We start from the raw sequence: 12570 nt of genomic DNA on the forward strand, positions 1-12570 counted from the left end.
CAGTCAAGCAGAAGGTCGCGAGCTGGCCCCCTCCTGCTGCAAGGCCCCCTAGGAAAAGAGCCAGACGCCCGCTTCGGAAGCGCTGCTCATTCTCCCCCGCCCCTCGCGACATCGGCACCGCAGGCCGCCAGCTTTTCGGCCATCCGTTCGTAGCCCCGGTCGAGATGGTCGAGGCCGGCAAGCACCGTTTCACCGCTCGCCGCCAATCCTGCGATGACCAGGGCCGCAGCCGCCCGCACGTCGGTGCAGGTCACTGCGGCCCCGTGCAGTCCGGCCGTGCCGCGCACCAGGGCCGTCCTGCCATGGACCGCAATGTCCGCACCCATCCGGCGCAGTTCACCGACATGAAGAAAGCGCTGCTCGAAAAGCGTTTCGGTGATGGCGCTGGCGCCCTTCGCCACCGATAGCAGCGCCATGGCAGGCGCCTGGAGATCGGTCGCAAAACCCGGATAGGGCTGGGTGGTGATGTCGATGCCGACAAGGCCATCCGGCGAGCGGCGCGCCAGCAATCCGCCCTCTACATCGCGCAGATCGACACCGGCCGACTGGAACACCGGAAGCGCCGCGCCCAAATGATCCGTGCGTCCGTTGCGCAGCAGGATCTCGCCATCAGTGACGGCCGCCACGCAGGCCAGCGTGCCGAGTTCGATGCGGTCGGGCATCACGTCGTGAACGGCACCGGCAAGCCGCACGCCTCCTTCGATGGTGACGATGTGAGTGCCCTGGCCGGTAACGCGTGCCCCCATGGCGATCAGGCAGTGCGCCAGATCGACGATCTCGGGTTCGCGGGCAGCGTTGCGGATCACCGTCGTGCCCGGGGCCATCACGGCGGCAAGCATCAGGTTCTCCGTCGCGCCCACCGACGGCAGCGGCAGCAGGATCTCCGCGCCTTTCAGGCCATACGGCGCCTTGGCCACGATCAGGCCGGCAGCCAGTTCGATTTCGGCGCCCATGGCCCGGAGACCGGCCAGATGAAAATCGACGCCGCGCAGGCCGATAGCGTCACCGCCGGGCATCGGCAGGCTCGCTTCGCCGCAACGTCCCAGCATCGCCCCGAGCACGAGGACCGACGCGCGCATGCGGCTCACCAGGTCGCCGTCGATGCTGCCGGGATGGAGCCGGTCGGCGCAGATCGTGACCGAGAGTCCGGCGGCCGTCGTCGACCAGTGCATCTCCGCGCCGAGGCGTCGCAGCAGCGCCGACAATACCGCCACATCGAGACTCGCCGGCACGTTACGCAGGGTAACGAGATGAGGCGTCAGCAGCGCCGAGATCATCAACGGCAGGATGGCGTTCTTCGCGCCGCTGATCGGATAGACGCCGGAAAGTGGCCGTCCACCGCGAACAACGAGCGAGTGACCATGAGACGGACGCCACCAGGGCGCCGCCGCTTGCAGCGGCACCGGCGGCAAAGCTCCCATGTCGTTAACCCTCGCGCGCCAGTGCGGTGAAGGCGTCGGCAAAAGCCTCGCGTGGGCCGCCAAGGCCGGTTTCGTTGAAAATGTCCGCCGTCAGCGACTTCACGGCGTTTTCGTCGACCTTCACGCCGTTGCCCAACAGGAAGCCGCGCGCTGCCGCGACGGCTTCGTCCATGGCGCCGCCCTTCCTGTAGAGCTGGTAGTAATCGGGGTGGCCGCCGCGGCCCAGCGCTTCGGCCAGGATGTCGGTGAAGTTGACGACGCGCAGCGGGTAGATCGCCTCGGCACCGGACAGGGCGCGATGACAGGTGTGATACATGGTGACGATCGTGTCGGCGCCGGCCTCGACCGCGCCCATGACCAGCCCGCGATGGATCGCCTGCTCGCGCTCCTTGAACTTCGCGGCCTGGCCGCCGCAGGCGTAGGAGAAGCCCGAATCCTGCGGAAGCTCCACCAGCTCGAGATTAGGCACAGCGCACAGCAGGTCGCGAATGCTCTGGACCGTGGCACCGATGCCCAGATGCTCATGGATCACGACGCGGCGCCTGGGCTGGTCCGCCTTGAAGCGTGCCTTCAACGTATCGAGGTTGGCGGCAAGGAACTCGCTGACATGGTCGAGGCCGAACGACGGCGCCTCGACGTCCTTCTCGAGCTCGTCGAAATTCTTGGTGCAGGTCGGGCACCAGGTCAGGACCTTGGACGCGCCCGACTGGCCGAAGCGCTGGAAGGTGCGATGACCCATGCGCTCGTAGGTCGGAAGATCGGCTTCCTGGAACTGGTAGACGCCGCAGCAATGGGCGGTGCCGCCGACCACGTCGAAGTCGAGGTCGAGCGCGTCGAGGATGTCCATGACGTTCAGCACGATGTGCGGCGTCCGCAGCACGTTGCAGCCGGTATAGAAGAGGATGTCGGCCGTCCGCCGCTCGGCCGGCACCAGGATGCGCTTCAGCGTCTCCGACGGAAGCTGCATGCTGGCCAGCAGCCGCACCGCCTGCGCCATGTGCCGGAACCGGCTGGCCGCGTTAGTAGCCCCTTCCGTCATCGGCCGGCTGACCTGCAGCGACTTCAGCTTGGCGATCGTCACCCACTGGCGGACATTGATGTCCTCGGGGCAGGCCGCACTGCAGCGCGCACTGCCATCGCAGGCGTTGAGCCACGATTGCAGGACCGGTGCCGCGGCCCCGCCGTCCCGCGTCAGGGCAACGAGCTCGCCCACACGTTGAGCGCCTGCCGCCATGTCGAGCCCGCTTTCGCGGGCAGTCGGGCAGGCTTCGAAGCATTTGCCGCAGCCGGTGCAACGATCCGCCGACTCGGCGATCAATGCTTCCAGTCTGTCGGCATAGGCGGTCATGGGCGCCTGTCCGACCGCCTGTTGTAGTCGAGCTCTTCCGGCGTCGGCTTCAGGCCGACGGCGATGCGGTAGGCGGCGAGGTCGCTCACCTCGCTGTAGGGCAAGGTGAGCGCCAGCTCTTCCTGCGACTGACCGCGCGGATTGGCGGCCGACAGCTTGAAGCCGGCGATGAAGTCCTGGCCCTGGGCGACGGTGCCTGCTCCCGTCAGCACGCGCACGAAGTACGGCACCTGCGTCGGGGCGCCCGTCACCGACGGCCCGGCCTGGACGGCAATGCGCATCACCAGAGTGACGTTCATCTGCCCGCGCTTTATTTCGCACTGCGTCCTGGCGCCGACCAACGACGCCTCGTATTCGATGTCGCGCGGATCGCGGCCGCCACCTGGCTTGAAGTGGGTGATGCGGTCAGCATCCTGCACCGTGAAGGGCGCCGGACAGTAGACGTTGGCGGACGGGGCCGACGAACCGCCGCCGCAGCCGGTGAGGACAAGCGCCAGCGCGACCGGCGCGGCAAAAACGATCTTCTTCAAGGTCATGCCAATGTCTTGTGAGTGCCGTCGCAGAGGGGTTGCTTGTGGGTATGCTTGCAGGCGCAGAGCCAGTGGTCGCCGGTCTTTTGCGCGGTGTATTTGACGGGAGCAAGCCCGGTGCCTTTGTGGCTGCCGTCGCAGAAGGGCTGGTTCGCGGAACGTCCGCAGGCGCACCACCAATAGTCCTTGCCAGCGTCCAGCGTCACCTTCGCTGGCACTTTCGCCGCGACAACCGGCTCGGTCATGTTGCTTTCCCCGTTGCGGCGGCTTTGTTACGGTGCCGCGCCAATCCGTCGTGCACGGACTCTAGGCAATGGCCCGCAGGCCCGCAAGCGAACGGGCCGGCATCCCGCTGAACGTTTTTTTCATGACGACCCCAAAGAAGCCGCTCACGATCCTCCTCGCCAGCCCCCGCGGCTTCTGCGCCGGTGTCGATCGCGCCATCCAGATCGTGGAGCGCGCCATCGAACGCTATGGTCGTCCCGTCTACGTGCGCCACGAGATCGTGCACAATCGCTTCGTGGTCGAGAATCTCGAAGCGAAGGGCGCGATCTTCGTCGACGAACTCGACGAAGTGCCCGACGACCGCCCCGTCGTCTTCTCTGCGCACGGCGTGCCGAAATCTGTCCCGGCCGAGGCCGGTCGCCGCAACCTGCTCTATGTCGATGCGACCTGCCCGCTTGTCTCCAAGGTCCATCGCGAGTCCGAACGCCACGCCGCGTCGGGCCGCACCGTCATCCTGATCGGCCATGCCGGCCATCCCGAGGTCATCGGCACGATGGGCCAGCTGCCGCCAGGCGTGGTCCTGCTGGTCGAGGATGTCGAACAGGCGGAGCAGATCGAAGTCGCCGATCCGCTGAACCTCGCCTACGCCACACAGACCACCTTGTCGGTCGACGACACGACCGAGATCGTAGCTGCGCTGCGCCGCCGCTTCCCCGCCATCCAGGGGCCGAAGCTCGAGGATATCTGCTACGCCACGACCAACCGTCAGGCGGCGGTGAAGGCCATCGCCGGGCGCTGCGACGCGCTGGTGGTGATCGGTGCGCCCAACTCGTCCAACTCGATGCGCCTCGTCGAAGTGGCTGCCAACTACGGCTGCGCGCGCTCGCGGCTGGTGCAGCGTGCGGCCGACATGGATTGGGCGTGGCTCGGCGACGCCCAGCGACTCGGCATCACGGCCGGCGCCTCCGCTCCGGAACTGCTGGTCGACGAGTTGATCGAAGCCTGCCGCGCGCGCTACGACGTCACCGTCGAAGAGGTGCGTACGACCGAGGAGAGCGTGGTGTTCAAACTGCCGCGAGCCCTGGTGGCGTAGTGGTGGTTTGATGGCGGTCTATACGGAAGTCGGCGATACCGAACTCGAAGCCTTTCTCGCCGAATACGACATCGGCGAAGCCGACGCCCTCAAGGGCGTGGCCGAAGGCGTCGAGAACTCGAACTACCTGCTGACCACGAGCAAAGGGCAGTATTTCCTGACGCTCTACGAGAAGCGCGTCGACCCGAAGGACCTGCCCTTCTTCCTCGGCCTCATGGATCATCTATCGGCGCGCGGCATCAATTGCCCCCAGCCGATCCACGGCCGCGACGGCAATGCCGTACGCACCCTGGCCGGCAAGCCCGCGGCCATCACGACCTTCCTGCACGGCCTCTCGCCACGCCGCATCACCGTCGCCCATTGCGGACCCGTGGGCGAAGCGCTGGCCGGGCTGCATCTTGCCGGCAAGGATTTCGCACTGAAGCGACCCAATGCACTGTCGGTGGCCGGCTGGCGGCCGCTGTTCGAGGGGTCGCGGCACCATATCGACGATGGTCTGGCGCATGAGCTGCAAGCCGAACTCGACTTCCTGGAAGCCAACTGGCCCAACGACCTGCCGTCGGGCGTGATCCACGCCGACCTGTTCAACGACAATGTCTTCTTCCTGCACGACAGGCTGTCGGGCCTGATCGACTTCTATTTCGCCTGCAACGACCTGCTGGCCTACGACGTCGCCATCTGCCTCAACGCCTGGTGCTTCGAGGTCGACAACGCCTTCAACGCCACCAAGGCGCGCAATCTGCTGCAGGGCTACGACAAGGTGCGTCGGCTCACCGACGAGGAACGGCGGGCGCTGCCGCTGCTGGCGCGCGGCTCGGCGCTACGCTTTCTGCTGACCCGGCTGTACGACTGGGTCCACACGCCGCCCAATGCGCTCGTCAAACGCAAGGACCCGCAGGAATACCTCGCCAAGCTGCGCTTCCATCGCAATACGGCCTCGCTGTCGGACTACGGACTGTGAGCGAGGTCAAAGTCGAAATCTTCACCGACGGCGCCTGCAGCGGAAATCCGGGACCGGGCGGCTGGGGTGCCATCTTGCGGATGGGCGAGCGCGAACGTGAACTTTCCGGTGGCGATCCGGCAACGACCAACAATCGCATGGAACTGATGGCGGCGATCCAGGGACTCGAGGCGCTGAAGCGCCCCTGTCACGTCCGGCTGTTCACCGACAGCACCTACGTGAAGGACGGCGTCACCAAGTGGATCCATGGCTGGAAGAGGAACGGCTGGCGCACCGCAGACAAGAAGCCGGTGAAGAACGTCGAGCTATGGCAGCGCCTCGATGCGGCGCGAAGTTCCCATCAGGTCGAATGGCACTGGGTCAAAGGCCATAGCGGCCATCCCGAAAACGAGCGCGCCGACCGTCTGGCGCGCGACGAGATCGCGAAGCTCCGCTCCTAGCCGCGTTTCGGCTGCGCCGGGGCGGGTTTCTTCTCGGCGGGCTTTTCCATCACGAGGTCGAAGCCCTCGCGCTTGCCGTCGCAGGGATTGTCGCCTTCGGCCAGACGCCAGGCGTTCGACTTGCCGGAACGACGGAAATGGAGCGTGCCGGCCACCTTGCAGGGCGTGCCGTTCTCGACCTTGGCGATGCGGAAGGCGACTTCGCCCTTCATCTGCACGACACCCGGCGAGATGCGCTCGACAACACCGTCTACCGACGCCCAATCGCCTTCGGTGCCGGGGGCAACGCTGTCGATGCGGCCCTTCACGACCCAAAGATTGCCCTGGCGCGTCACGGTGACTTCGCCGGCCTTTGCGCCCTTGATCTTGGCGTAGCGGCCCCAGACGATCTTGCGCGCGTCGGCGAAAAGCTGCGCCTCGGCTTCGGAGGCAATGTCGGTGCGCTCGACCTTGCTCTGCCCGGCCGGCAGCGGCGAGCCGAGGCTGGTGGGCGACATCCCTTGTTCGGTCGACGGCGCCTGCAAAGGTGGCGGCGCGGGATAGTAGGACGCCGGCGGCTGGGGCGGGTCTGCCGCAGGTGTCTGGGCAAAGGCCGGCGCCACGGTGACCAACGTGCCGAGGAGGGCGAACGACGAGAAGAATTTCTTCATTTGTATCGCTCTTACATGAGGGAGGGGGATGACACTATCGCTTCCCGCCGGCCGGCGGTGAAGCACCCGGCGTTGCCGGCGGTGGAGCTGCCGGAAGACTGCCGCTGAGGCCCGCTTCGGCGCGCCGCGCGGCCGGCGTATTCGGCGGGACGAGCTTCAGGACCCGCTCGAAGTCCCTGTTGGCGGCATCGCGCGTGCCGCGCGCCAGATAGGCAAAGCCACGCTCCAGCAAGGCCTCGGTATGGTCGGGTGCAATCGAAAGCGCCCGGCTGGCGTCGGTCAGGGCACGGCCCGGATCGCGCGCATTGCGCCACGCGGCAGCCCGCAGCACCAGTACCTCGACATCGTCCTGGCGCAGGCGGATGGCGCGATCGAAATCGGCGATGGCCCGCTGCCAGGACTGCATGGCAGCGTAGGAGAGGCCCCGATCGACCCAGAGATCGGGATCGTCGGTCTTGAGTTCCAACGCCCGGCTCTGCGCCTGCGCGGCCTTGTCGGCGGCACCGCCCTCCATCCAGGCCTGTCCTGCCTGCGCCCACAGTTCGGCGCGCAGCCCCGGTCGCTCGTGGCCCATGTCGCGCGCGATCGCCTCGAACTGCGCCGCGGCCTGGGCGTACCTGCCCGACTGAAACATGGCGAGGGCCACGCAGTGGCGCGCGCCCATGCCACCGCCCTCGCCCATCCATTTCTCGGCGAGAGGGAGCGCCTTCAGCGGCTCGCCGCGCGCGAGCTTCATGCAGTCGACGTAGCGACGCTGATGGTCCGGTGGCATGTCGAGGACGCCGGGACCGGGGATCGTTGCCTGCGGCGTGGCTGGAACCACGGGAATGGGCTGCGCCCCCGCGGCGGGAGAGAGAAAAAGAGCGGCCGAGAGCCAAAGCGCCTTGCGACGAAACAACATGGTTGAAAAGAACCGCGCCGCGACGATCCTGACAAGATGACAAGGCGTCTTTTCATCTTCGGTCTGGGCTATAGCGGCCTTGAAATTGCCAAGCTTGCCCGTGCGCAAGGCTGGGATCTCGCGGGAACCTGCACGACAGCCGAAAAAGCCGAGCGGCTTCGAGCAGCCGGCATCGAAGCGCATCCGTTCGACGGCACTGCCGCGCTGCCGGCCTCGGCGCTGGCCGACACCTCACACGTCCTGTGCACCATCGCACCGAAGGAGACCGGCGATCCCGCGCTCGGCAGTTGCCGTGCGCTGCTAGGACGCGCCACCTGGCTGGGTTATCTCTCCACCACAGGCGTCTATGGCGATCACGGCGGTGGCTGGGTCGACGAAGCGACTCCGACCAAGCCGGGACAGGCGCGCAGCGTCGGGCGGCTGGCGGCCGAGCAGGCCTGGCGCGATCTCGCACAGGAGACCGGCGCCGCCCTCGACATATTGCGCCTGCCGGGAATCTACGGCCCCGGCCGCAGCGCCATCGACCAGGTGAAGGCGGGCACGGCACGGCGCATCGACAAGCCCGGACAGTTCTTCTCGCGCATCCATGTCGAGGACATCGCCAATGCGGCGCTTGCCGCCATGGCGCGCACGGACGGTGAAGCACTGTGGAATGTCGCCGACGACCTGCCGGCCCCCAACAGCGAGGTGATCGCCCATGCCTTCGAGCTGTTGGGCAAACCCGTTCCGCCCGCGATTCCGTGGGAGCAAGCCGCGCCGGCGATGAGCCCGATGGCACGCTCGTTCTACATGGAGAGCCGGCGCGTGCGGAACGACCGGCTGAAGCGCGATCTTGGCGTCGTGCTGCGCTATCCGACTTATCGCGAAGGGCTGAAGGCAATCGTCGACGCTGCGGGCTAACGCGCCAGCTCTTCGACGGTGGCAATCAAGCGGGCGATGTCGGCAGGCGTGCTGAGACGGTGATCGCCGCCCTTCACGAAGGTGCTGATCACCTCCGGCGCGTCGAGATGCTTGGCGATCTGCAGCGAATATTCCCAGGGCACGTCGGGATCGCTCTGGCCATGCAGCAGACGCACCGGACAGGGCAGCGCCAGCGGCTTGTCGAGAAGCAGGTGATTGCGTCCCTCCTCGATCAGCTTCCAGGTGAAGACCGACGGTTCGGGCGAATACTGCGACGGACGTTCGAGGCGGCCGTCGCGCTGAAGGATCGCGCGATCCTCGGGCGAAAGACCACCGAGCAGCATGCGTTCGGTGAAGTCGGGTGCAGCGGCGATGAGGACTAGTCCTGCAAGTCGCTCCGGCCGTGCCTGCGCTGCCAGCAGCGACAACCATCCGCCCATGCTCGAGCCCACCAGCACCAGCTTGCCGTCGGTCAGCGAATCGATGGCGGCCAGGGCGTCTTCCTTCCAGCGGCCGATCGTCCCGTCTTCGAAGCGCCCCGAAGACTGACCGTGCCCGAGATAGTCGAAACGCAGAAAGGCGTGACCCGATTTCTCGGCCCAGGCTTCGAGCGCGACGGCCTTGGTGCCGGTCATGTCCGATCGAAAGCCGCCGAGAAACACCACCGTCGGCGACTTCCCTTGCGTTCTTGCATAGGCAACGTAGTTGCCGTCGCCGCGCTGCAACTGCTCGACTCTACCCACGCTCCGGCTCCCGTGTTACCTGCTCGTTCCTCTGATCGCTTTACGCTTACGCAAACACAGTGTCCGCGCCAACCCTCCTGCAGATCGTTCCCACGCTGGCCGGCGGCGGCCTGGCCCGTGCGACGCTGGATGCGGCGCAGGCGGTGATCGCGGCCGGCGGCTCGGCGATCGTCGCCTCGCCAGGCGGCGCCATGGTCCCCGACCTGTTGCGCCTGCGCGGCAGCCACCTCGAACTGCCGGACAGTACACATGCCGTCTGGGGCCGGCTGACCTTGCCCGGCAAGCTGGCCTCGAGCCTGCGCGATGCCAAGGTCGACGTCGTTCAAGCACGCTCGCCTGCGACGGGATGGGTTGCACGCGCCCTGGCACGACGGCTCGGCATCAAGTGGATCGCGACCTTGCATCGCCCGTTCCTTGCGCATGATCTTGCCGGCCGCTTCATCGAGCGACGGCAAGCGCGCGCCGATGCGGTGATCGCCGTGTCCGACCATGTCGCGCGCGATGCGCTGGAGCGCTTCCCCACCCTCGAGGATCGCCTCGAAACGATCCCGCCGGGCATCAACATCGACCGCTTCAATCCGGCCATCGTGCGTGCCGACCGACTGATCCGACTGGCCGGCGAGCTGCGCATTCCCGACGGCAGTCATCTCGTGCTCTGCCCTGCGCGCTTCACCGAAGATAACGGCCAGAAGATCCTGATCGAGGCGATCAAGCGGCTGGGCCGCGACGATGTCTTCTGTCTCCTGCTGGGCTCGACCGGCGTTCCGACACCCTTCGAGAAAGAACTGGAGAATGCCGTCGTGGCTGCCGAGATGCAGGGCCGCGTACAGATCGGCCCCTATGTCGATGACATGCCGGCGGCCTACATGCTGGCCGACGTCGTCGTCTCGACGGGCGGTGCGCGGCAGGGCTTCAGCCGCACCTTGATCGAAGCGCAGGCGATGGGGCGGCCGGTCGTGGCCGAGGATGGCGGCGGCGCGGCCGAGGCCGTGCGCGTCGGCGTCACCGGCTGGCTGGCGCCTCCCGGCGACCCGGCGGCGCTGGCCGACGCCCTGCGGGCCGCGCTTTCGCTGTCCATCGAGCGGCGCGCCGAACTGGCGCGCGCCGCGCAGGAGCACGTGCGCAGCCAGTTCAATCTGGCCCAGTCGAATGCACGCCTTCTTGCCCTCTACGAGCGCCTGCGGGTTCCCTAGAACACCGAGGACCTTTGCTTGACTCGGGTCGGACCCCCGCCTATCTCCAAGCGCATGGAACGCAGGTTTTCAACCGCTCCAGCCAACACCACCACCGTACGAACTTGATTCGGCCGGGCGCAGGCACTCGTGCCGCTTCCCGGCCTGCCGTCGCCGGCGCTTTCGCGTCGGCGGGTGTGCCTCGTTCGCAATTTCGTTAGCTGGTGGATACCATGATCAACATTTCCTTGCCGGACAGTTCGGTCCGATCGTTCGACAAGCCGGTCAGCGGCGCCGAAATCGCCGCCTCGATCGGCCCGGGCCTGGCCAAGGCGGCCCTCGCCCTGCGCGTCGACGGGCAGATGAAGGACCTCGCCTACGTGGTCGATCGCGACGCCAAGATCGGCATCGTGACGGCGCGCGACCCCGATGCACTGGAACTGCTGCGGCACGACGCGGCGCACGTTCTGGCCCAGGCGGTGCAGGAGCTCTACCCAGGCACGCAGATCACGTTCGGCCCCTCCACGGAGGACGGCTTCTATTACGACTTCGTGCGGCCCGAGCCCTTCTCGCCCGAGGACTTCGCCAAGATCGAGCAGCGCATGGCCGAGATCGTCGACCGTGACCTGCCGATCACGCGGGAAGTGTGGGACCGTGCGAAGATCAAGGACTACTTCGTCCAGCACGGCGAGAAGTTCAAAGCCGAATGGGCCGATGAGCTGCCGAAGGACGAGGAGATCTCCGTCTACAAGCAGGGCGACTGGCTCGACATGTGCCTCGGCCCGCACCTGCCCTCGACGGGCAAGCTCGGCAAGGCCTTCAAGCTGACGAAGGTGTCGGGCGCCTACTGGCGCGGCGACGCCAAGAACGCCCAGCTCCAGCGCGTCTACGGCACGGTCTTCTTCTCCGACAAGGACCTCAAGGCGTACCTGACGCGCATCGAGGAAGCCGAGAAGCGCGACCATCGCCGGCTCGGCCGCGAGATGAACCTCTTCCATCAGCAGGAAGAGGCGGCCGGCATGGTGTTCTGGCACCCCAAGGGCTGGACGTTCTGGCGCACGCTCGAAGGCTATCTGCGTCGCAAGCTCGAGGCCGGCGGCTATGTCGAGGTGAAGACGCCGCAGCTCGTCGACCGCAAGCTGTGGGAGGAATCGGGCCACTGGGAGAAGTTCCGCCAGAACATGTATCTGAGCGAGAACGAGGAAGGCCTGCGCGAGTTCTTGGCCGACGACAGCAAGCGCATCTTCGCGCTGAAGCCGATGAACTGCCCCTGCCACGTCGAGATCTTCAACCAGGGTCTGCGCAGCTACCGCGAGTTGCCATTGCGCATGGCCGAGATGGGTTCGTGCCATCGCTTCGAACCGTCGGGCGCGTTGCACGGCATTCTGCGCGTGCGTAACTTCACGCAGGACGATGCGCACATCTTCTGCAGCGAGGAGCAGATCGAGAGCGAGACGATCCGCTTCTGCAAGCTGCTGGACGAGGTTTACCGCGACCTGGGCTTCACGGATTACTTCGTGAAGTTCTCCGACCGGCCGCCGGTCCGCGCCGGTTCGGATGCGGTGTGGGACCAGGCCGAGGGCGCGCTTCTGTCGGCCTCGAAGGCGGCCGGCCTCGACGTCGTGCTAAATCCCGGCGAAGGCGCTTTCTACGGCCCGAAGCTGGAATTCGTGCTGCGCGACGCCATCGGTCGCGACTGGCAGTGCGGCACGCTGCAGGTCGATTTCGTGCTGCCCGAGCGGCTCGATGCGAGCTACGTGGCCGAGGATGGATCGCGCAAGCGGCCGGTCATGCTGCACCGCGCCATCTTCGGCAGCTTCGAGCGCATGATCGGCATCCTGATCGAGAACTATGCCGGCCGCTTCCCCCTTTGGCTGGCACCGACGCAAGCTGTAGTAGTCACGATCGTGAACGACGCCGATGGGTATGCCGAGGAAGTCGCCTCGACCCTGCGTGCAGCGGGTATGCGGGTCGACACGGACCTGCGCAACGAGAAGATCAACTACAAGGTCCGCGAGCACTCGCTGGCCCACGTACCGCTGATCCTCGCCGTCGGCCGGCGCGACATGGACAACCGCACGGTCGCCATCCGGCGGCTGGGCTCGGAAAAGCAGGAGGTCCTTGAACTCGGGGCCGCCGTCACTAAACTTTCAGTAGAGGCTCGGCCGCCTTTCTAGGCGGCCCAG

General features: G+C 66.6%; 13 protein-coding genes. 6 read left to right on the forward strand and 7 right to left on the reverse strand.

Annotated features, from left to right (window positions below):
* Positions 1 to 86: 86 nt before the first annotated feature.
* From murA to BN60_RS20555, 4 genes are read right to left on the reverse strand one after another with little or no spacing between them, the layout of a single operon-like run.
* Entirely contained in the window at positions 87 to 1421 is a 1335-nt protein-coding gene (gene murA, locus BN60_RS20540; protein WP_020698023.1) for a UDP-N-acetylglucosamine 1-carboxyvinyltransferase, read from the reverse strand.
* A gap of 4 nt (positions 1422 to 1425) precedes the next feature.
* Positions 1426 to 2769: a (Fe-S)-binding protein gene (locus BN60_RS20545; RefSeq protein WP_020698024.1), complete on the reverse strand. Its 1344-nt coding sequence runs from the start codon at positions 2767 to 2769 to the stop codon at positions 1426 to 1428.
* Positions 2766 to 3305: a hypothetical protein gene (locus BN60_RS20550; RefSeq protein WP_020698025.1), complete on the reverse strand. Its 540-nt coding sequence runs from the start codon at positions 3303 to 3305 to the stop codon at positions 2766 to 2768. The genes BN60_RS20545 and BN60_RS20550 overlap by 4 nt, the downstream gene beginning before the upstream one ends.
* Entirely contained in the window at positions 3302 to 3544 is a 243-nt protein-coding gene (locus tag BN60_RS20555; protein ID WP_020698026.1) for a CDGSH iron-sulfur domain-containing protein, read from the reverse strand. Before BN60_RS20555 ends, BN60_RS20550 begins: the two co-directional genes overlap by 4 nt.
* Before the next feature lie 122 nt (positions 3545 to 3666).
* On the opposite strand from BN60_RS20555, the gene ispH reads away from it, so the two are divergent.
* From ispH to rnhA, 3 genes are read left to right on the forward strand one after another with little or no spacing between them, the layout of a single operon-like run.
* A complete protein-coding gene (gene ispH, locus BN60_RS20560; protein WP_043286271.1) occupies positions 3667 to 4617 on the forward strand; it encodes a 4-hydroxy-3-methylbut-2-enyl diphosphate reductase in 951 nt (316 codons plus the stop codon).
* A 10-nt stretch (positions 4618 to 4627) separates the two neighbouring features.
* The gene (locus BN60_RS20565) at positions 4628 to 5578 is read left to right on the forward strand and encodes a homoserine kinase (RefSeq protein WP_020698028.1); all 951 of its coding nucleotides are present in this window, start codon (positions 4628 to 4630) and stop codon (positions 5576 to 5578) included.
* The gene (gene rnhA / locus BN60_RS20570) at positions 5575 to 6018 is read left to right on the forward strand and encodes a ribonuclease HI (RefSeq protein ID WP_020698029.1); all 444 of its coding nucleotides are present in this window, start codon (positions 5575 to 5577) and stop codon (positions 6016 to 6018) included. Before BN60_RS20565 ends, rnhA begins: the two co-directional genes overlap by 4 nt.
* On the opposite strand, the gene BN60_RS20575 is transcribed toward rnhA, so the two are convergent.
* The gene (locus tag BN60_RS20575; RefSeq protein ID WP_020698030.1) at positions 6015 to 6668 is read right to left on the reverse strand and encodes a hypothetical protein; all 654 of its coding nucleotides are present in this window, start codon (positions 6666 to 6668) and stop codon (positions 6015 to 6017) included. The two genes, rnhA and BN60_RS20575, sit on opposite strands and share 4 nt — an antisense overlap.
* Positions 6669 to 6702: 34 nt before the next feature.
* A complete protein-coding gene (locus BN60_RS20580; protein ID WP_020698031.1) occupies positions 6703 to 7569 on the reverse strand; it encodes a tetratricopeptide repeat protein in 867 nt (288 codons plus the stop codon).
* A gap of 36 nt (positions 7570 to 7605) precedes the next feature.
* Between BN60_RS20580 and BN60_RS20585 the strand changes: the two genes are divergently transcribed.
* The gene (locus BN60_RS20585; protein WP_020698032.1) at positions 7606 to 8469 is read left to right on the forward strand and encodes an SDR family oxidoreductase; all 864 of its coding nucleotides are present in this window, start codon (positions 7606 to 7608) and stop codon (positions 8467 to 8469) included.
* On the opposite strand, the gene BN60_RS20590 is transcribed toward BN60_RS20585, so the two are convergent.
* A complete protein-coding gene (locus tag BN60_RS20590; protein WP_043284166.1) occupies positions 8466 to 9212 on the reverse strand; it encodes an alpha/beta fold hydrolase in 747 nt (248 codons plus the stop codon). The two genes, BN60_RS20585 and BN60_RS20590, sit on opposite strands and share 4 nt — an antisense overlap.
* A gap of 59 nt (positions 9213 to 9271) precedes the next feature.
* Here BN60_RS20590 and BN60_RS20595 point away from each other — a divergent pair, with 59 nt between their 5' ends.
* Complete coding sequence (locus tag BN60_RS20595; protein ID WP_020698034.1) at positions 9272 to 10405, forward strand: glycosyltransferase; 1134 nt, start codon at positions 9272 to 9274, stop codon at positions 10403 to 10405.
* A 212-nt stretch (positions 10406 to 10617) separates the two neighbouring features.
* A complete protein-coding gene (gene thrS / locus BN60_RS20600) occupies positions 10618 to 12561 on the forward strand; it encodes a threonine--tRNA ligase (RefSeq protein WP_020698035.1) in 1944 nt (647 codons plus the stop codon).
* Positions 12562 to 12570 lie beyond the last annotated feature (9 nt).

It is taken from the genome of Reyranella massiliensis 521, from assembly GCF_000312425.1.
GTDB lineage: Bacteria > Pseudomonadota > Alphaproteobacteria > Reyranellales > Reyranellaceae > Reyranella > Reyranella massiliensis.